Annotated in this window: 18 protein-coding genes and 1 tRNA gene; 9 read left to right on the forward strand and 10 right to left on the reverse strand. The window is 66.7% G+C overall.

Going from position 1 to position 19,619, the window contains the following annotated elements:
* Positions 1–22: 22 nt before the first annotated feature.
* The 3 genes from PNO31109_RS13365 to PNO31109_RS13375 are packed head-to-tail and all read right to left on the reverse strand — an operon-like array spanning position 23 to position 2,474.
* Positions 23–883, reverse strand: coding sequence for a fumarylacetoacetate hydrolase family protein (locus tag PNO31109_RS13365; RefSeq protein WP_150555989.1), 861 nt, complete (start codon positions 881–883; stop codon positions 23–25).
* A gap of 46 nt (positions 884–929) precedes the next feature.
* On the reverse strand, positions 930–1,685 hold the full coding sequence (locus tag PNO31109_RS13370) for an SDR family oxidoreductase (protein ID WP_150555990.1): 756 nt from the start codon (positions 1,683–1,685) through the stop codon (positions 930–932).
* Between the two features lie 54 nt (positions 1,686–1,739).
* Positions 1,740–2,474: a FadR/GntR family transcriptional regulator gene (locus PNO31109_RS13375; protein ID WP_150555991.1), complete on the reverse strand. Its 735-nt coding sequence runs from the start codon at positions 2,472–2,474 to the stop codon at positions 1,740–1,742.
* Between the two features lie 429 nt (positions 2,475–2,903).
* On the opposite strand from PNO31109_RS13375, the gene PNO31109_RS13380 reads away from it, so the two are divergent.
* On the forward strand, positions 2,904–3,986 hold the full coding sequence (locus PNO31109_RS13380; protein ID WP_150555992.1) for a calcium:cation antiporter: 1,083 nt from the start codon (positions 2,904–2,906) through the stop codon (positions 3,984–3,986).
* A gap of 27 nt (positions 3,987–4,013) precedes the next feature.
* Here the strand turns inward: PNO31109_RS13380 and PNO31109_RS13385 are convergent, their stop codons facing one another.
* A complete protein-coding gene (locus tag PNO31109_RS13385) occupies positions 4,014–4,241 on the reverse strand; it encodes a hypothetical protein (RefSeq protein ID WP_150555993.1) in 228 nt (75 codons plus the stop codon).
* 237 nt (positions 4,242–4,478) lie between these two features.
* Between PNO31109_RS13385 and PNO31109_RS13390 the strand changes: the two genes are divergently transcribed.
* Together PNO31109_RS13390 and xth are read left to right on the forward strand one after the other, a co-directional pair.
* Positions 4,479–5,228, forward strand: coding sequence for a riboflavin synthase subunit alpha (locus tag PNO31109_RS13390; protein ID WP_150555994.1), 750 nt, complete (start codon positions 4,479–4,481; stop codon positions 5,226–5,228).
* A gap of 97 nt (positions 5,229–5,325) precedes the next feature.
* Positions 5,326–6,105, forward strand: coding sequence for an exodeoxyribonuclease III (gene xth, locus PNO31109_RS13395; protein WP_150555995.1), 780 nt, complete (start codon positions 5,326–5,328; stop codon positions 6,103–6,105).
* Between the two features lie 97 nt (positions 6,106–6,202).
* Here xth and PNO31109_RS13400 read toward each other — a convergent pair whose 3' ends face one another.
* From PNO31109_RS13400 to glnA, 6 genes are all read right to left on the reverse strand, one after another.
* On the reverse strand, positions 6,203–7,186 hold the full coding sequence (locus tag PNO31109_RS13400) for a flagellar brake protein (RefSeq protein WP_150555996.1): 984 nt from the start codon (positions 7,184–7,186) through the stop codon (positions 6,203–6,205).
* Between the two features lie 285 nt (positions 7,187–7,471).
* On the reverse strand, positions 7,472–10,324 hold the full coding sequence (locus tag PNO31109_RS13405; protein WP_150555997.1) for a pentapeptide repeat-containing protein: 2,853 nt from the start codon (positions 10,322–10,324) through the stop codon (positions 7,472–7,474).
* Positions 10,325–10,444: 120 nt separating this feature from the next.
* Positions 10,445–11,326: a dTDP-4-dehydrorhamnose reductase gene (rfbD, locus tag PNO31109_RS13410; protein ID WP_150555998.1), complete on the reverse strand. Its 882-nt coding sequence runs from the start codon at positions 11,324–11,326 to the stop codon at positions 10,445–10,447.
* A gap of 55 nt (positions 11,327–11,381) precedes the next feature.
* Positions 11,382–12,956 carry a nitrogen regulation protein NR(I) gene (gene ntrC / locus PNO31109_RS13415; RefSeq protein WP_150555999.1) on the reverse strand — a complete coding sequence of 525 codons (1,575 nt, stop codon included), beginning with the start codon at positions 12,954–12,956 and terminating at the stop codon, positions 11,382–11,384.
* 62 nt (positions 12,957–13,018) lie between these two features.
* Positions 13,019–14,125: a nitrogen regulation protein NR(II) gene (glnL, locus tag PNO31109_RS13420; protein WP_150556019.1), complete on the reverse strand. Its 1,107-nt coding sequence runs from the start codon at positions 14,123–14,125 to the stop codon at positions 13,019–13,021.
* A 270-nt stretch (positions 14,126–14,395) separates the two neighbouring features.
* Positions 14,396–15,811 (reverse strand): type I glutamate--ammonia ligase, encoded by a 1,416-nt coding sequence (glnA, locus tag PNO31109_RS13425; protein WP_150556000.1) that lies wholly within the window; start codon positions 15,809–15,811, stop codon positions 14,396–14,398.
* A gap of 598 nt (positions 15,812–16,409) precedes the next feature.
* On the opposite strand from glnA, the gene PNO31109_RS13430 reads away from it, so the two are divergent.
* The 6 genes from PNO31109_RS13430 to PNO31109_RS13455 all read left to right on the forward strand — a co-directional run bounded on the left by PNO31109_RS13430 (position 16,410) and on the right by PNO31109_RS13455 (position 19,618).
* Complete coding sequence (locus tag PNO31109_RS13430; RefSeq protein ID WP_150556001.1) at positions 16,410–16,877, forward strand: rhodanese-like domain-containing protein; 468 nt, start codon at positions 16,410–16,412, stop codon at positions 16,875–16,877.
* Positions 16,878–16,966: 89 nt separating this feature from the next.
* Positions 16,967–17,584 carry a LysE family translocator gene (locus PNO31109_RS13435; RefSeq protein ID WP_150556002.1) on the forward strand — a complete coding sequence of 206 codons (618 nt, stop codon included), beginning with the start codon at positions 16,967–16,969 and terminating at the stop codon, positions 17,582–17,584.
* A gap of 380 nt (positions 17,585–17,964) precedes the next feature.
* Positions 17,965–18,294, forward strand: a complete 330-nt coding sequence (locus PNO31109_RS13440) for a DUF4148 domain-containing protein (protein WP_174966382.1) — start codon at positions 17,965–17,967, stop codon at positions 18,292–18,294.
* Between the two features lie 534 nt (positions 18,295–18,828).
* Positions 18,829–19,068: a hypothetical protein gene (locus tag PNO31109_RS13445; protein WP_039410578.1), complete on the forward strand. Its 240-nt coding sequence runs from the start codon at positions 18,829–18,831 to the stop codon at positions 19,066–19,068.
* A 216-nt stretch (positions 19,069–19,284) separates the two neighbouring features.
* Entirely contained in the window at positions 19,285–19,470 is a 186-nt protein-coding gene (locus PNO31109_RS13450; protein WP_150556004.1) for a hypothetical protein, read from the forward strand.
* 72 nt (positions 19,471–19,542) lie between these two features.
* Positions 19,543–19,618, forward strand: a tRNA-Lys gene (locus tag PNO31109_RS13455).
* The last annotated feature ends 1 nt before the right edge of the window (position 19,619 follow it).

Consider the following 19,619-nt stretch of genomic DNA (forward strand, 5'->3'; position numbering starts at 1 on the left):
GGATGGATGTGAAGAGAATCGGTCAGTCGAGCCAGCGCGTGTCGTAGGCGTGCACGGTCTGCGTCTGCTCGCCCAGCCCGTCGATACCCAGCCGCATGACGTCGCCCGGCTTGAGGAAGATCGGCGGCTTGTGGCCCATGCCCACGCCCGGCGGCGTGCCCGTGGTCACGAGATCGCCGGGCTTGAGCGTGGTGAACTGGCTCAGGTAGTGCACGAGATAGGCGACGCTGAAAATCATCGTCGACGTGTTACCCGTCTGACGCCGCGTGCCGTTCACGTCGAGCCACATGCCGAGCTTCTGCGGATCGGGAATTTCGTCGCTCGTGACTAGCCACGGCCCGACGGGGCCGAACGTGTCGAAGCCCTTGCCCTTGTCCCACGTGCCACCGCGCTCGATCTGGTACTCGCGCTCGGACACGTCGTTGACCACGCAATAACCCGCCACGTAGTCGAGCGCGCGCTCGAGCGGCACGTATCGCGCCGTGGTGCCGATGACGAAGCCGAGCTCCACTTCCCAGTCGCCCTTGACCGAATCCCGGGGCAGGACCACGGGGTCGTTCGGGCCATTCAGACAGTTCTCCCACTTGGTGAAGAGCACCGGCTCCGCAGGCACCGCGAGACCAGCCTCCGCGGCGTGGTCGCTGTAGTTCAGGCCGACGGCGAGAAACTTGCCCACGCCGGAGAACGGCACGCCCAGGCGCCCGGGCGACGCCACCACCGGCAGCGTATTCACATCGAGCGCACGCAGCGCCGCCAACCCTTGCGGCGTGAGCGTCGCGGGCGTGATGTCGGCGAGCACGCCGGACAGATCGCGCACCTTGCCGTCGGCATCCAGCAGTCCCGGCTTTTCCTGGCCCTTCGGGCCGTAACGCAGCAGTTTCAAAACGGTTCTCCTCGTAGATTGAAAAAAATGGTTCGCCGCGACAAGGTCAGTTGGACCAGCCGCCATCGATCAGGTGAATCGCGCCGGTCGTGAAGGCGGACTCGTCCGAGCCCAGGTAGACGGCCAGCGCCGCGATCTCCTGCGGCGTTCCCACTCGCCCCATCGGCTGACGGGCGACGAATTGCTCGCGCACGGCCGCCAGCGTGCTCCCCGCCGCGTCGGCTTGCGTGGCGATGCGCTCGCGCAGCGACGGCGATTCGACCGTGCCGGGGCAAATCGCATTGCAGCGAATGCCGCGCGCCACGAAATCGGCGGCAACCGACTTCGTGAGCCCGATCACCGCTGCCTTGCTCGCGCCGTAGACGCAGCGGTTGGCCACCCCCTTCACGCTCGACGCCGCCGACGACATGTTGATGATCGACCCGCGTCCGGCCGCGAGCATGGCGGGCAAGAAGGCGCGCGTGGTGCGGTACATGCTCTTCACGTTCAGGTCGAACGAGAAATCCCACGCGGCTTCGTCGCAGTCGAGAATCGAGCCGTGGTGAACGAAGCCTGCGCAGTTGAACAGCACGTCGACGGCGCCGAGCTCCCCGGCCAGCGCCGTCACGGCCGCCGCGTCCGTCACGTCGAGGGGACGTCGCACGAGATTGGGATGGTCCTCGAGTCGCGACAGTGTCTGCGCGTTGAGGTCGGTTGCGATGACGCGCGCGCCTTCGCGCAGATACGCCTCGGCGCTCGCGCGTCCGATGCCTTGCGCGGCAGCGGTAATGACGGCGGTCTTGCCCGCCAGTCGGCCAGTCATGAATGTCTCCTCCAGGGCCAGGGAAAGTGTCTTGAGCGTTGGATCGGGGGGGCGTCACGCCACGGCGTTGCCGTCGGCTTCGACCTCGGCGCCCGCCGCCTGGGACGCTGCGTAAGCGTCGCGCACCCGGCTCAGGTGTTGGCGCATGGCTTGTGCCGCTCGCGCGGGATCACGCGCTTCGAGCGCCGCCACGATGCCGCGATGATCCTCGAGGCTGCGCCGCAGTACACCGTCGATGCGCGAGGTCACGCCGCGGCTTTTCTTGCCGAGCAAATAGAGGCTGTTCGCAATGCTCTGCAGAAACGGGTTCCCGCAGGCGTCGATGATCGTTTCGTGAAAGGCCATGTCGAGCGCCGAGAACCGTTCCGGGTTGCCAAGGAGCGCTTGCTCGTCGTCGACGAGAGCGTGCAGGCGCGCGAGGTCGGCCTCGCTCATGTGCGTGGCGGCCTGCGCGGCCACGCCCGGCTCGATGACGAGACGCGCGTCGAACAGCGCTTCGAGGGTGCCCGCGTTGAGCTCGATGACCATTTCGAGCGGCTCGAGAAGTTCGCGCGTCTGCAGCGATCCGACGAAGGTGCCCTCGCCCTGACGGATGCGCAGCAGGCCAAGCAGCGCCAGGCCGCGGATCGCCTCGCGCACGGCCGGGCGCCCGACGCCGAGCATGCTGGCGAGCTCGCGCTCGGGCGGCAACTGCTGCCCGGGCTTAAGCAGCCCCGTGCGGATCATCGTGAGCAGACGCTGCGCCACTTGCTCGGAGACGGAAACCTGGACGATCGGATCGAAGGACATGGCGGCAAGCGAGATGACGAACCCAAGGAATCACTGAACGACAGTGCGACTCCGTGTCGTTTAGTGGTAAGACCATTGAACGAACATTACCCGCGTCGCTCGCCTGTTGTCAACGTGGCGGCCTTTGCGTGTCGTTCGTGCGCCATCTCCGGTCTCCCTGGGAATTTCAGGACGCGCCCGCGCTCGAAGCCGGCTCGGGCCAGGCGCCGTTGGCGGCTGTGCAGGTCAGTCCGTGCGCGACGCACGCACGGATGCGTCCGATGACGCGCCTTTCTGTTGTCGGGGTGTCACTTTTCTGCGACCATGAATCGCCGCTTCGGCGTTCTTGCCGGGGCAACGTTCCCGCCGCAACCCATTCAGCCGTACCGCACCGTCCGTACCTCGAGTCACGAGTGGTACGCCGTTTTCTGAATTCTGGAGTCTCCGACGATGTCCTCCTCAAAGACCGCCAAGCTGGGCCACTGGACCGTGTACATGCCGATCGTGGCACTTATCGTGCTCGGCATTGCCGACTTCCTGCCGTATGGCGCGGCGCTGGCGCTATGCGCCGCCGCGCTTGCCGGCGCCGTGTTCTGCGCCGTGCACCATGCCGAGACCGTCGCGCACAAGGTCGGCGAGCCGTTCGGCACGCTCGTGCTTGCCGTGGCGGTGACCATCATCGAAGTGGCGCTGATCGTGTCGGTCATGCTCTCCGGCGGCCCCGACAAGGCGGGGCTGGCGCGCGATACGGTCTTCGCGGCGATCATGATCGTCTCGACGGGCATCGTCGGCCTGTGCCTGCTCTTCGGCGGCGTGCGGCATCACACGCAGGGCTTTACCGTGGAAGGCGCCAGTGCGGCGCTGGCCGTGCTGTGCGTGCTCTCCGTTCTCACGCTGGTGCTGCCCAACTACACGAGTTCGGTGCTCGGCCCGGGACTCACCGCGTCGCAACTGGCCTTCGAGGGCATGATCTCGCTCGTGCTGTACATGGTGTTCGTATTCGTGCAGACGGTGCGCCATCGCGACTATTTCCTCTCGAAAGCGCCTGGCGAGGAGGTGCACGTGCCGCCGCCGTCGCGCCGCACGGCGGTGTTGAGTCTGGGGTTGCTGATCGTCGCGCTGCTCGCCGTCGTCGGCCTTGCGAAGAAGCTCTCGCCGGCGGTGGAAAGCGCGGTGGCCGAAGCGGGCGCGCCGAAAGCCGTGGTGGGGATCGTGATTGCGGCGCTGGTCCTGTTGCCGGAGGGGCTCGCCGCGCTGCGCGCGGCCCGTGCCAACAAGCTTCAGACGAGCCTGAATCTGGCGCTGGGCTCCGCGCTGGCGAGTATTGGCCTGACGATTCCGACGGTGGCCGCGGTGTCACTGCTGCTCGGCCAGCCGATCGAACTCGGCCTCGCGCCCAAGGAGATGGTGCTGCTGGCCGTCACGCTGCTCGTGGGGGTGATCACGCTGGGCACCGGACGCACCACGGTGCTGCAGGGCGCCGTCCATCTGGTGCTGTTCGCGGCCTTCCTGTTCCTCGCGATCGTGCCCTGAGCGGCAGCGCCGCCCGCTGCGTAGCGCTCAGTCCTGCTTGCCGCCTTGCGGGTCTGCCGCTGCGCGCGGATCGCCCTCTTCCGGCGTCGCCTGCGCATCGACCGGCGTGCCAAGCAAGGCGCCGAGCAGCTTGCTCCCGCCAGCACCACGTTTGCCTTGTGCGCCGACGCGCCTGCCCGTGGGCGGGCCGCGACGCACGCCGGCGTCGATCTTCAGGCCGCGGCGCTTCTGAAGTTCAAATTTTGTCTGCGTCATGATGCTTTCCGTAGGGGCGGCCTGCGAGGTGCGAGGCGCGCCGTATGAATTCCGCGCTCAGAGGGGTCGATGCCGGGGCCGCCGTCGTCCGCCGGCAGGCAGCCTTCGAAACCCATGTCGATCCCGTGAAAAGGCGGCATCGTAGCACGTTGCGCGACGAGCGGCATCTCGCCTTGAGGCAGTAGAATACGGCGGCATAGCAATCAGGCTTATCCGACTCTCTTTACCGACATCACGATGTTTACCGGAATTGTTCAAGGCACGGCCACGCTGTCGTCCATCGAAGCGCGCGACGGCATGCGCACGCTGACGCTGGCCTTTCCCGAAGGTTTTTGCGACGAGCTCACGCTGGGCGCCAGCGTCTCGGTCGACGGCGTCTGCCTTACGGTCACGCAGTTGATCTCGCCGACGGCGGCGTCGTTCGACGTCATCCTCCAGAGCCTGAACGTGACCACGCTGGGCGGCTTCGGCGTCGGCGCGAAGGTCAACGTCGAGCGCGCTGCGAAGGATGGCGCCGAGATCGGCGGGCACCCGCTGTCCGGACATATCGATTTTTCGACCGAGATCCTGAGCGTTCGCACGTCCGACACGAACCGCGTACTGCGCATTGCGATTCCGGAGGCGTTTCGCAAGTACGTGTTCGCCAAGGGGTACATCGCGATCAACGGCGCGAGCCTCACCGTCTCCGAAGTCAATCGCCAGGAAGGCTGGTTCGAGGTTTGGCTCATTCCGGAAACGCGCCGCATGACGACGTTCGAAGAGAAGGCGGCGGGCACGCGCGTCAATATCGAGATCGAGCGCAGCACGCAGGTGGTGGTGGACACGGTGCGCGAAGCGGTTCAGGAAAGTCTCGGGCGCCTGCAACCGGTGCTCGAAGCGCTGCTCAGGGAGAAAGGTCTTTCGCTCGACGACTTCGTCGGCGTGCCGCGGCTGCCGGCAGGCAACGAGGCAGCCGCCGATGCCGCGGCGCAGCGCGAGAAGCGCTGAGCCGGCGCCCGCCCTGTCGCGCCCTATGCCCGTTGCGCTCTATCACGCGCCCTATCACGCGCCCTATCACGCTCCGTAAAGAAGAGAACCGATTTTCATGCAACTCGCCACCTGGAACGTCAACTCGCTCAAAGTTCGCCTCGCTCACGTGCAGGATTGGCTGCGCGGCAATCCGGTCGACGTCCTGTGTCTGCAGGAACTGAAGCTCACGGACGAGAACTTTCCGATCACGGAGCTCGCCGCGCTCGGCTATACGTCCCACTTCACCGGGCAGAAGACCTACAACGGTGTTGCGCTGCTCATCAATCATGCCAAGGTGGGCGAGGCCACGGACCTCGTGAAGAACCTGCCGAACTTCGTCGACGACCAGCGGCGCCTCATTGCCGCCACCGTCGCCGGGGTACGCATCGTGTGCGGGTACTTTCCGAACGGACAGGCCGTGGGCTCGGAAAAGTTCGCATACAAGCTGAACTGGCTCGACGCCCTCACCCACTGGATCTCCGACGAAATGGAGCGCCACCCCCAGCTCGCACTGCTCGGCGACTACAACATCGCGCCGGAAGACCGCGACGTGCATGATCCGGCGAAGTGGGAAGGCGAGAACCTGGTCTCGCCGCAGGAGCGTCAGGCATTCGCCCGCCTGCAGGGACTGGGCCTGCGCGACACGTTCCGCATGTTCGAGCAGCCCGAGAAGACCTTCAGCTGGTGGGACTACCGCATGGGCGCGTTCCGCCGCAACGCCGGGCTTCGCATCGATCACATCCTCGTGTCGTCGACGCTCGCCGAACGCTGCACGGCCTGCGAAATCGATCGCGTGCCGCGCACGTGGGAACAGCCCTCCGATCACGCGCCGGTCGTCGCCACGTTCAAGGACTGAACCGCCGCCGCACCGTAGCGCATTGCGCGTCGCCCCCCGGTATCCACAGGAACGGCACCCGGCGCGGGCGCCGTTCTCTTTTCCTTGAAGCCGCGAGTCACTGTCCCGTGCGCGGATCCGTCAGGCGGGACTCGTAGACGAAGCAGCGGATCGCCGCCTTGTTGCGCATATCCATCTGCATGAATTCGAGCCCGTACACCCAGGTGCCGTCCGCGCGTGGACCATCGGCACTGCGCACGGCCGCCATGCCGAGAATGGGCACGACGTCGGCCCCGACCGGCACGCGAAATTGCAGCGCGACCAGGTGACAGCCCTCGGGCAGCGGCGCCTTCGCCACGATCCCGGCACCGTCGGCGCTGATGTCGCGCACGAGCACGAGCCACTCCGGCGTGTCCTGCGGGTCGGCCAGCATGCGCGTGAACGACGCGCGCGAGGTTTCATCGAGCGGCGACAGCCGCGCCACCAGCCGCGTGTCGACGCGCGGCGTGCGCCGCACCGGCGTCTCGCGCACCTGCGCGGGGCGGGACAGGACCACGTAATCGAACGGCCCCTGGTGAATGCTGTGTACGTCGCACATGAACTCGTACAGGTTGTCGCCGGGGAACGTCCACAGCGCCAGCGTATCGCCCGCCACGACGGGCAGTCGTGCCTGCGCCGAGGACGGCGGCGTGATGATCAGCATGCCGTTGGGCGCACGCCCGATCAGGCGCGCGCGCACGCGCGTGGTCTCGGCCTCCGGCGCGACGCGCACCTGCAGCCAGGCGCCGATCGGCAGCGGCACGGGCAAGCCTTGCAAGTAGACGGTGGATGCGGGCGCGCTCAGCGGCGACGCGGCGTTGGCGGCCTCGCCCCGGCCGGCAGCCTCGCCTGTCACTGCCGCCTCGGGCAGCGGCCGGTGCGGCGCGAACATCGTGAAAAGCCAGTCGAGGTCGGCTTCGGACGGTAGCCGTTCGCCTGCGGCCAGCAGGGGCGTGCCGTCGGCGTCGAACAACGGCCATGAAAGCGGAGCGCGCGCGTCAAGCTCGCGGCGGTTGACCGCCACGAACCCCGGATAGCCTGACGCAGTACTAGTCGAATGCATGATGCCTGGGAGGGTGCGAGACCCTTGAGAGCCTGGGAACGAGGCGTCGGCCTTCCCAGCACTCCAGCATGCGGGGGCGCATCCTAGGCGCCCCTCTTCGTGCTGTCATGCGAGACCAACACCCCTGCAAATGTCGCCAACCACACAAGCCGCCCGTTCGCCCGATTTCGACCGGCCCCAAACGGCTTGGATGCGTATTCCGTCGAAAGGAAACGTCATGCGCGTCCGTATTTTTACCACGAAAGCCGAGGCGCCCTGACGGCCAAATACGGGCCAAAAACGGTGTCAATCCGAACGGTGTCGATCCGTCCGCTCCCCATCGGGCGGCAATGGCCGCGGCTCGATAACGCGGCGCAAGGTCGCGGGCGGCAACGGCAGGCGCATGGCCCAGTCCCATGGCAGCGTGTGACGGCACGCGTCGGCCAGCCCGCGCAGGCCGCGCACGGGGGAACTCGCGAGCCAGCCGAGGAGGTGAGCGCCAAGCTGCTCCGGCGAGACCGCATCGGCGCCGGACGCCGCGAGACTGCCGCGCAACGCCTCGACTTCCGCCATGGGCGCCGCCGCGCCGGTCCCTGTCGTCCCTGGCCTTCCCACCAACCCCGCCATCGATTCGTTGAGCAGGGCGAGCGCGTAGCTGCGGTAGAGCGCCTGACGCGCGCCGTTGGTCGAAGAAATGCCTGTGCCCCCCGGGGCGCCGCGTGCCTTCGCCGGCCGGTCGGGCTGTGTGGAAAGCCACGCAAGGCCGGCCGCGAGCGCCGCCAGCCACGCGCCACGCGATATCGAGACGTCCCGGCACGCACCGCCCCCTTCGGCCAGCCGCGGCGCATGGCTGAACACTTCCTCGATATCCCGATGGGCTTCGCGACGCAGCCATGGCATCATCGACGCGCCCTCCCAGCGCACCGTCGCGTCGAATCGCTCGGCGATCGCCAGCGGAAATTCGGACGGAGCCGCCTGCGCCCATGGCGCCGGTGAGCCGGCGGCGGGATGCGGCCGGTTCCGAATGATCGCATGCGCGTCACTGGCCAGCGCGGCGCCGACCCAGCGTCCCAGCAAGCGGACGAAGCCGTCGAGCGAGCGCTGCGTCGGCCACAGATCGGCCAGGCAGCCGGACTCGCGCAACAATGCCTGCACCTGTGACGGCGTGGCCGGCAGGAAGTCGTCAGAGGCGTCGGTGGCATCGGTGGCATCGGAGTGGCCGGAGACGGCGCGGACAGCGCGGACGGCGTTGCGGGCCACGGCGCGCGCGCCCAGCCAGTGCAGGTCCGGCACCGTCGCCGGCGAGGCGGCGTGCCGGGCGTCGAACACCATCGCAAGACAGCGCGTCGGCACACGCAGGGCCACATCGCCATTCGTCAGCAGCACGAACGACGGGTCGAAGGCGTCCACGCCATCGAGCGAGAGCGCCGCATGCAGCGGCGCGGGCAGCACGCCGAACCAGGCCGCGCGAAGACGCCGGGCGCGCGCGGCGCCGATGCCGCCGGCCCCCTCGCCCGCCCAGAACAGCGCCTGGCACATCGGTGCGGCGAGCGCGCGCACCTCGGCCGGCGACGCCGTATTGCAGCGTGTCTCCAGCGTCGCCATGAGCGCCGGCAAGATCCATGCGGCCTGCTCGCCGGTGAGCTTCACTTCCGCCAGCCGGCGCAGCGTCCGCGTCAGCCATTGCCGCCGCAACCCGGCAAATGCATCGTGATCGCCCACGCCGCCCACATCGCCTCCCGCCGTCAGCAGCCTGCCGAGCCATTCGCTGCATTGCACATGCAACGGCAGACGGGGCAATGCCGGTGCGCGCGCGGCGTCTGCACCCAGGACGGGCCCCGCGCTTATCGCCCTGAGCAGCTGCGCGAAGACGTCGGCGCGCAGTGCAGGCGCGTCGGCAGGCAACGTCATCCACGATCGCGCGACCTTGTCGAGTTGCTCGGGCGGCAGGCTGCGCAGCCAGTGCGCATCGAGCCGCAGTCGCGCGCCTTGCCACTGCGTGCCGGCGAGATTGCAATCTGCCCCGAGCCGGACGTCCGTGAGCCTTGCGCCGCAAAACCGTGCGCCGCGCAGGTCGCACGCCACCCAGGACGCACCGGTGAGCTTCGCCCCACGGGCCTGCCAGCCCGTGAGATCGCATTCGCGAAATTCCGCACCGCGCAAGTCGGCCCCGCACGCATTGCACTGCGGCATGGCCATCGCCGTCCAGCGCGTCTGCCTGGCTTGCGCCGCCGTGAGCCGCATGCCGCGCGCGCTCCCGCCCTCGAAGCTGGCGCCGTGAAGGCGTGTGCGCTGAAACGAGGCCTCATCGAGCCGGACGCGGCGGAACGTCAAGCGCTGACACTTCGCCTCGCCGAGATTCGCATCACGCATCACCGTGTCTTGCAAGGTCGCGCCCCGCAGGTCCGCGCGAAAAAGCCGGGCGCGGGTCAGGTCCGCCGCGCTGAAGACCGCGCCTCGCAAATCGGCCGATTCGAAGTCGGCATCGACCTGATGCGAATGATCGAATCCGGCGTTGCGCAGCGATGCACCGCTCCACCAGGCGCCGTTGCCATTGACGCCGGCGAGGTGGGCGCCGTCGGCCACGATGCCACGAAGGTCGCCGGCCGGTAGCGAAAGATCGGACAGATTCGCGCCGCGCAGGCGCGAAAGCGACAGCACCATCGCGACAACCGGGGCGGGCCATTCGCGCAACGGGGTCCCGCGGTACGCCGCCGGGTCGTGGAACGGTTCGCCGGGAAGGGCGAACCAGCGCCACGCCGGCTCGGACCGCCAACGCGCCGCCTTGCACCACTTCACGAGCTCGCCCGCGACGTCCGCGGCCTTGCCCGCCTCGCACAAATGGGCGAAGCGCACCCGCCAGACGCGTGCGGCCGCGGACCTGGCAAGCGGCAACGTTTGCGTGACGACGTCGGCACGCGCGCTGTGTCTTTCCTCACGCGAGTCCGCGGCCATCATGTGGGTGATCCAGGCGACCTGCTGTGCGATCTCGCGCCGCTCGCTCACACTCGCGCGAAGCATCGCGAGCTGCAGCGCCCGGGGCGGTGCGCCGGGTTCGTTCGCCGGCCCGGCCGGGTCAATGGCCGATGCTGCTGCGACCGCCGACGGCAACGCCATCGGATGCCGTGCGTCGGGACTCGCGTTCGGGAATCGCATCATGCGTAGCTCCTCGTCGCGCGCTCACGCCCGCGCGCAAAAAGCCATCATGTTGCAGAAAGCCGTGGAGGCCGCGCGCTGAGGAATTTCCGAATCGACGTGCGGCCCCGGTGGGAAGGGGTCTTATGCGAGACAGAGCGTCAGCGCATCGCGCCAATCAGGCGCGCGCACGCCGAACGTGCGGGCCAGTTTGTCGTTGTCGAGCACCGAATAGGCCGGGCGTTTAGCCGGCAGCGGATAGGCAGAAGTCGGAATCGCCACAACGCTCGGACGCTTCTGCGTAGCGCTGCGCTCGAGGATCGCCTCGGTGAAGCCATGCCAGGTCGTCTGTCCGCCCGCGCTCAGGTGATAGAGGCCGCCGTGCTCGCGCCAGAAGTCGGTGTCCACGCCCTGCTCGGTCAGTCCCTGCGCGAGCACTTGAGACGTAAGCTCCGCAATCGTGCGGCACCACGTCGGCGCACCGTACTGATCGGCCACGATGCGCAGTTCGTCACGCTCTCGCGCGAGCCGCTGCACCGTCAACAGGAAGTTGGCGCCGCGCGAACCGTACACCCAGCTCGTGCGCAGCACCAGATGGTTTGCGCCGCTCGCGGCAATCGCCGCTTCGCCGGCCAGCTTCGTGCGGCCGTAGGCGTTTTGCGGATGGGTGGGGTCGTCTTCGCGATACGGCGTCCGCGAGGTGCCGTCGAAAACGTAGTCGGTGGAGTAATGCACCATCAGCGCCCCGCGGCGCGCGGCCTCTTCGGCCATGACGCCCGGCACGATCGCGTTGACCTGATGCGCCGCGGCTTCTTCGGTTTCCGCGCGGTCCACCGCCGTATAGGCCGCCGGATTGATGATCAGGTCCGGCGCGAAATCGCGCACCGTGCGCACCACGCTGTCGGTGTCGAGCAGATCCATCTCGGCCCGGCTCGGAGCATGCACGTCGCCCATGCCCTGCAGGCAGCGTGCCAGTTCCCAGCCGACCTGCCCCGTGGCGCCCGTCAACAGGATGCGTCTTGCCATGATCCGACTCCCTCGTCGTTGATTGGTGAAACGAGGGAGCCTACCGCGATTGCCCTCAGCTTTCCAGTCCCAGCTCCTGAATCTTGCGGGTGATGGTGTTGCGGCCGATGCCCAGACGGCTGGCCGCTTCGACCTTGCGCCCGCGCGTGAAGTCGAGGGCTTCGTTGATCAGCGCCGTCTCGAAACGGCGCGTGAGCTGGTCCATGACATCGGGCGACGCCGAGCGCAGCAGGCGTGCCACCTCGCGGCGCAGAATGGGCTCCCAGCTCTCGCCGGCAGCCGTCTCCCCCGTTGCCGCGAGCGCGCCGCTGCCCGACGGCATACCGCCGGAGGGCGGCGCCCCGAACGACGAAGTCGGCACCACCGTGCCATAGCCGGAAGACGGCATCCCGGGCGCGGCGCTCGCCGGCGAGGCGGCGGCGGTGTAGGTCGGCACCGGATTGGCCGCGCCGGCGGGCGCTGGCGCCGATGCGGGCGCCAGCGACTGGAATTCCGGCGGCAAGTCCTTGATCTCGACGGTCTGCGCGGGCGCCATGACCGTGAGCCAGTTGCTCAGGTTCTCCAGTTGCCGCACGTTGCCCGGAAACGGGAAGCGCGTGAGATGCGCCAACGCCGCCTCGCTGATGCGCTTGGTCTCCACGCCAAGCTCGCGCGCACTCTTTTGCAGGAAGTGCCGCACGAGCAGCGGAATGTCCTCGCTACGCTCGCGCAGCGACGGCAGGCGCAGGCGAATCACGTTCAGGCGGTGATACAGGTCTTCGCGGAACAGCCCCTGGCGCACCCGGTCTTCGAGGTTCTGGTGCGTGGCGGCAATCACGCGCACGTTCGCCTTGATCGGGCTGTGGCCGCCCACGCGGTAGTAGTTACCGTCCGAGAGTACGCGCAGCAAACGCGTTTGCAGATCGAGCGGCATGTCGCCGATTTCGTCGAGGAACAACGTGCCGCTTTCGGCCTGTTCGAAGCGCCCGCGGCGCGTGGCCTGGGCGCCGGTAAACGCGCCGCGCTCATGACCGAACAATTCGGATTCCAACAGATCCTTTGGAATCGCGGCGGTATTGAGTGCAATGAACGGGCCCGACGCACGCGGCGAATGGCGATGCAGCGCGCGCGCGACGAGTTCCTTGCCGGAGCCGGACTCGCCGGTGATGAGCACGGTCGCGCTCGAATGGGACAACCGGCCGATGGCCCGGAACACATCCTGCATCGCGCTCGCCTGCCCGAGGATTTCGGGCTCTTCGGTCATGCGTTCGTCGTCGGTCGCCTCGCGCAGGCTCTCCTCCACGGCACGCAGAATCAGCTCGACCGCGCGGTCCACGTCGAACGGCTTGGCGAGATACTCGAAGGCGCCGCCTTGAAACGCCGCGACCGCACTGTCCAGATCCGAGAAGGCCGTCATGATGATGACCGGCAACCCCGGGTGGCGCTGCTTGGCCGCCTGCAGCAATTCGAGGCCGGAGCCGCCCGCCATGCGGATGTCCGAGACCAGCACTTGCGGCGAGTCGTGTTCGAGCGCCGCGCTCGCTTCGCGCGGTCCCGTAAAGCTGCGTACCGGCAAGTTGGCGCGCGTGAGCGCCTTTTCCAGCACCCATCGAATCGATTGGTCGTCGTCTACTATCCAGATCGGCTTCATTGTTCACCGTGTAACGTCTATGCCCGGCCGCAGTGACTACGGCCGACGGCGTAAGGGCCGCATCAGCCCAGGGGCAGCAGGATTCGGAAATCCGTCCGTCCAGGCCGGCTTTCGCATTCGATCAGACCGTCGTGGCGCTGCACGAATGACTGCGCCAGCGTGAGTCCGAGGCCGCTTCCGCCATCGCGTCCGGAGACGAGCGGATAGAAGATGCGGTCACGAATGTCGGCGGGAATGCCGGGCCCGTTGTCGATCACATGCAATTCCAATGCCAGCTTGTGCAGTCGTTTGGCAATCGTGATCTTTCGCGCCACTCGTGTACGCAGCACGATGCGTGCGTCGCCCCTCGCGATCTGCTCGCGCAGCGCCTCGGCGCCGTTGCGCACGATGTTGAGCAGCGCCTGTATGAGTTGCTCCTTGTCGCCCCGGAAGTCGGGCAGGCTCACGTCGTAGTCGCGCTCGATCGACAGGCCCTGCGGAAACTCGGCCAGCACCACCGAACGCACGCGCTCGCACACCTCGTGGATGTTCACGTCCGTGGCGATGTACGGATGCCGGTGCGGCTCGAGCAGGCGATCGACGAGCGTCTGCAGCCTGTCGGACTCCTTGATGATGACCTGCGTGTACTCGCGCAGCTCGCGCTGCTCGAGCTCGAACTCGAGCAGTTGTGCGGCGCCACGGATGCCGCCCAGCGGGTTCTTGATCTCGTGCGCCAGATTGCGAATGAGCTGCTTGTTCATCAAGGCCTGATCGATGATGCGCTCCTCACGCTCGTTCTTGAGCTTCTGCTCGTTCTCGATGAGCTCCACGATCACGAAGTCAGGCGCCGCTTCCGGTGCGGCCACGATCGCGTGCGTGTGCAGCGGCTCCTGCGCGGTGCGTTCGAGCACCAGATCGAGGCGCGTCGACTGGAAGTGATTGCCGATGAGCTCGGACATCGTCGACGCGAGCACGTCGCCGTTGGTGAACACGTCGTTCCACGTCATCTGCGAGAGCGAGCGGCGCGAGAGCGCGAGCAGCGCTTCGGCCGCCGGATTGGCGAAGACGACGCGCAGCGTGTACTTCTCCAGCACCAGCAGCACGGTGGGCAAGGCTTCGAGGCCGGGGAGCATGCCGGTCGCCGCGAGGCGCGCTTCCCACAGCTCGGCGGCGTCCGCCGCCGCGCGCAGATCGGTCGTCTCGGGGGACGCACCCGCCGCCCCGGCGAGCGCGGAGTCGTCGGACGCCGACGGCGAGCCGTTCCCGGCCGTTCCCTTCGCAGCAGCGCGAACACTTTTCATCAGGGATCCAGGCGATAGGTTCATGAAGGGCTACATGGTCTATAACGCGCCGCAGACAAAAAAGGGGGACGGCCGCGGCCATCCCCCCGTGCTTGTCGAGCATGACGGTCGGCCGCTGGCGTTCCGTCATGCCGGCGCATTCCCTGCGCGGCGATTCGCTTACAGCGAGTAGTACAGTTCGAACTCGAGCGGGTGCGTGGTCATGGCCACACGACGCGCTTCGTCCGTCTTCAACGCGATGTACGAATCGAGCATGCCGTCGGTGAACACACCGCCGCGGGTCAGAAATTCGCGGTCTTCGTTCAGGTACTCCAGCGCCTGCTCGAGGCTCGAGCACACGGTCGGGATCTTGGCATCCTCTTCCGGCGGCAGGTCGTACAGGTTCTTGTCGGCAGCCTCGCCCGGGTGGATCTTGTTCTGCACGCCGTCCAGGCCGGCCATGAGCATGGCGGCAAAGGCCAGGTACGGGTTGGCCATCGGATCCGGGAAGCGCGCCTCGATGCGGCGGCCCTTCGGGTTGGCAACGTAAGGAATGCGGATCGAGGCCGAACGGTTGCGGGCCGAATAGGCCAGCTTCACGGGCGCTTCGAAGTGCGGCACGAGGCGCTTGTACGAGTTCGTCGACGGGTTCGTGATCGCGTTGAGCGCGCGGGCGTGCTTGATGATGCCGCCGATGTAGTACAGCGCGAACTCCGACAGGCCGCCGTAGCCATTACCGGCGAACAGGTTCTGACCATCCTTCCAGATCGACTGGTGGATGTGCATGCCCGAGCCGTTGTCGCCCACGACCGGCTTCGGCATGAACGTGGCCGTCTTGCCGTAGCTGTGGGCCACGTTGTGCACGACGTACTTCAGGATCTGCGTCCAGTCGGCGCGCTGAACCAGCGTCGAGAACTTCGTGCCGATTTCGTTCTGGCCCTGACCCGCCACTTCGTGGTGGTGCACCTCGACCGGCACGCCCAGTTGCTCGAGCAGCAGGCACATTTCCGAGCGCATGTCCTGGAACGTGTCGACCGGCGCCACCGGGAAGTAGCCGCCCTTCGTGCCCGGACGGTGGCCGGTGTTGCCACCGTCGAATTCCTTCGACGACGACCACGGCGCTTCTTCCGAGTTGATCTTCACGAACGTGCCCGACATGTCCGTGTTCCACTGGACCGAGTCGAAAATGAAGAACTCCGGCTCCGGACCAAAGAAGGCGGTGTCGCCCAGCCCCGTGCTCTTCAGGTAGGCTTCGGCGCGCTTGGCGATGGAGCGCGGATCGCGGTCGTAGCCCTTGCCGTCGGCCGGCTCGATCACGTCGCAGGTCAGCACCAGGGTGCTTTCTTCGTAGAACGGGTCGATATAGGCAGTGTTGGCGTCCGGCACCAGCAGCATGTCCGAGGCTTCGATACCCTTCCAACCGGCGATCGACGAACCGTCGAACGCGTGGCCGCTCTCGAACTTGTCGGCGTCGAAGTGCGACACCGGCACCGAGACGTGTTGCTCCTTGCCGCGCGTATCGGTAAAGCGGAAGTCGACGAACTTGACGTCTTCTTCCTTGACCAGATTCATCACATCTGCCACAGATTTGCTCATGCTATCTCCCGAAAGATTCAATCTGGCGCTGCTGGCGCTCGTCGCCCGCATCGCCGCACCCTCTTAACGAACTCCGTGTTCGGATTCGCCAGTGATAAGCAGGAAGCGTGCCACCCCCTCACCTCTGACCGGATGTCCGGTTCGCCGCGCGCCGTCCCCCTGATTTCTAAAGGAATAACCGGGCGAGGGCGCGCTCGCCCGAATTCCCTGCTCGCGGACCGGCATTCCCCACTTGTGTGCATTTCCGGTTCCCATATCCCCAATATGGTGCATATTGCGATTATGCACCTTTTTAGTGCCGCCAGACGACATTCGCGACCCGTCATCGTGCATTGCGACGCACCGCTTTGATGCCTTCGTCCTGAAACGCCGTCGTGTCGAAACGCGGGCCGAGCCCGTCCGCGGTGCGCCGTATCTGGCATATCCGCCGTCCGCCGTATCCGACGCTCAGACGTATCGCACGTATCGGACGGCCTCGGCACGTAGCGGACGGCCTCGTGACGTATCGGGAGACGACCGGGTGTCACGCAAAGCGCATCTCGCTGCGAGGGCACGCTAGAATGCAGGACAAACCATCGACCAACGAGATCACAGCAATATGACAAGCGCCAAAGCCATTCTCGAGCAAGCCGCCCAACGCCGCGCCAGCGGCCAGCTCGCCTACGCGGGTGCCGTGACGCCGGAAGAGGCGCTGGCCCTGCTCAACGCCGATCCCAACGTGCGTCTGATCGACGTTCGCACGCGCGCCGAACTCGACTGGGTCGGCCGCCCGCAAGTCCCCGACGGCCAGTACGCCAACGTCGAATGGGTGCGTTACCCGGGTGGCGTGCCCAATGAGCATTTCCTCGAGCAACTCGCGTCGCAGGCGCAGGACAAGAACACGCCGCTGCTGTTCCTGTGCCGCAGCGCTGCGCGCTCGAAGGCCGCGGCGAAGGTGGCTTACGAAGCGGGCTACACGCAGTCGTTCGACATTCTCGAGGGCTTCGAAGGCGACAAGGACAGCGCCGGACACCGCAAGCAAGTGAGCGGGTGGTGCTTCCGCGGTCTGCCGTGGATCGGGGCCTGAGGCGAAACGGATCGATGTGAGCATCGAGCGCACGGCGCGGCCGCGCTCTCGTGCATGATGACTTGTCGTCGAAGCGAGGAGACGCGCTGATGGACTGGACACATTTGCTGACTTTTGCGCTGGCCCTGCTCGTGGGCGCCGGCACCCCGGGGCCCGGCATTGCCGCGATCGTCGCGCGCGTGCTCGGGCGCGGCACGCAGGGCGCCATCGCCTTCACGGCCGGCGTGGCGATCGGAGATGTCGTGTGGCTCACGCTCGCGGTGCTCGGCGTCGCTGCGCTGGCACACACGTTCTCGGGCGTATTCCTCGCGATCAAGTACGCGGGGGCGGCGTATCTGCTCTATCTCGCATGGAAGATGTGGCACGCCCCGGCGATTGCGCCGACCGAGCCGATGGCCGCCGTGCCGCGCGAACGATCGTGGCGCCTCTTTCTCGGCGGCCTGTCGGTCACGATGGGCAATCCGAAAGTGGTCGTGTTCTATTTCGCGCTGCTGCCCAACCTGCTGGATCTCCAGCGCGTGACGGCGCTCGGTTATCTCGAAGTCGTCGGCGTCACGTTGGCGGTGCTCACGCTCGTGTTCGGCACCTATATCGTGCTCGCCGCCCGGGCGCGACGCCTGCTCAGTTCGGCACGCGCGGTGCGACGCCTGAACCGCGCCACCGGCACGGTCATGGCCGGCGCGGCCGTCGCCATTGCGACACGCTGAGTATCGCGCATCTGTCTCAGCCCGGCCGGCCACGTACCGACGCCACCTTCGGGTGGCGTTTTCGTGTCGGCTTCGGATTGCCGCGAGCGCAATGTCCGTCCGGCTCGGCCGCCTTCCCGACCGCCCCCCCCCCGCCTTCCCCCGCCTTCCCCCGCCTTCCCCCGCCTTCCCCCGCCTTCCCCCGCCTTCCGGTGGGCGCCCACCCGATAGCCGCGCCTCGATTGTTGCGATTCGCGTAATTATTTATTGGCTCAATTGCCGTTTTTCTGCGATAGCCCCAGGCCTACACTGCCTTCAACGGTCGCGCACAACGCATACCGGCAAAGCCGGTACCCATGCATTGCGCGCCCCCGCAACACAGAAGAACAGGAGTTATCGCCATGAATCGCAAGCTCATCGCTTCGGCGCTCGTCTCGGCCATGTTGGCTGCCGCCGCAGGTTCGGTTTTCGCCCAGGCCGCACGCACCAGTGACGCCTATCCTGAAGGTTCGCAACTTGCGTGGGTGCCGCAAACCTCGCAGATCACCCGTGACCAGGTACGGCAGGAACTGGCCGACGCCCGGGCTCAGGAACTGATCCCGCAAAATGACTACGAGTATCCGGCCCTTGCCACGTTCAAGAGCCAGGCGCCGGCCAAGAGCCGCGCTCAGGTCTATCAGGAACTCGTGCAGGCGCGCCAGAACGGCGAAATTCGGCGCTCCAATCCGTAAGTTCACGCGGCCGCATGGCGCAAGCCTGACGTCGCGGTGCGTGGTCCCGGCGATCGTTGCCGCACGCGCAGCGCGTCGATGGCATCGCGTGCGCCGCGCGAACGAATCGCATCGGATGTCTGGATGTTCCCGCGGCCGTCCGGCGCGAGTCACACCGCCCCTCGCCGTGTTGCCGTGATCCGGCAATGCGGCATGACGCGCGCAAGCAGGAGGCATCGCCTGCCTGCGTTGCGTCACCTTGTCATCTTGCGACCTCGCCACTTCATCGTTTCATCCCTTCGTATCGTCCCACCGACAGGCGCGCGCCCACGCCTTATCGGGCAACCGGGCCGCACGCCGTACCCGCTCACTTCCCCTCGGGTCCGGCATGCCGTACCGGATTGCCTACGGGCGCATCTCCTGTCCCCATGCGTTCCCCGTTATCGCATGGGACTTTCGCCCGCTCCCCGCCCAGGGAGCGGGCTTTTTTCGTTGGTGCGCGCAGGCTGCGTGCTACCATGCAGCCGTTTCAATTTGCATAAACAGGATCATCCGGTGAGTCAGATCGAATTCGATATCGAGTGGACGGAGCGCGCAGCGAAGAAGGCCGAACGTCTCGTCCCCAAGGGCACCCCTCTCGCCCTGCCGCCGATCGAATGCATGCCGGCCGAGGGCGACGTGCTGTTCCTCGGTCAAGGCGACAAGAAGCAACCGTTCATCGTGGTCGAGCGTCAGTATCATCACGAAGGCGAAGACGCCTGGACGATCATCCTGATTCTCGATCTGCCGGAATAACGCGCTCACGGCGATGACGATCCACGCGCGGCGTCCGGCAGGCCCGGGCGCTCGCGTGCGACGTCAGCACAGCGCGAATTCGGATACATCGCATCGCAGCACCGCACGGCGCGGCACTGGGGAAATCCCGGTTGCCGCGCCGCTTTGCTTGGAAAGGGCCGCTTTCTATACTTGAAACGCGTTCCAACTCGCGTGATTGCGGCAGGGAGATCGGCAATGATCATGCCCCACCTTTCCAACGCTCAACTCGTCAGCATGTTCGCGCTTGCCGTGTTCGGCGCGATCGTCGTGGGTGCGATGCCCTGCAAGGGGGCCATCCGAATGTGCTGGCGCTCGCTTCTCGTTGTCGTTGGCGCCGTCCTCGCCGTGCTGGCATTCGAACTCGTTCCGCTGCTCGCCTAGGGCCTTTTTCGCGGATTTTCACCATTAAGGGTTGACCCCATGCATAAGAGCCGATATTATCTCGGTCTCGTTGGGGCGTTAGCTCAGTTGGTAGAGCAGCGGACTCTTAATCCGTAGGTCGAGTGTTCGAGTCACTCACGCCCCACCAG

This window comes from Pandoraea nosoerga (genome assembly GCF_902459585.1).
Taxonomy (GTDB): domain Bacteria; phylum Pseudomonadota; class Gammaproteobacteria; order Burkholderiales; family Burkholderiaceae; genus Pandoraea; species Pandoraea nosoerga.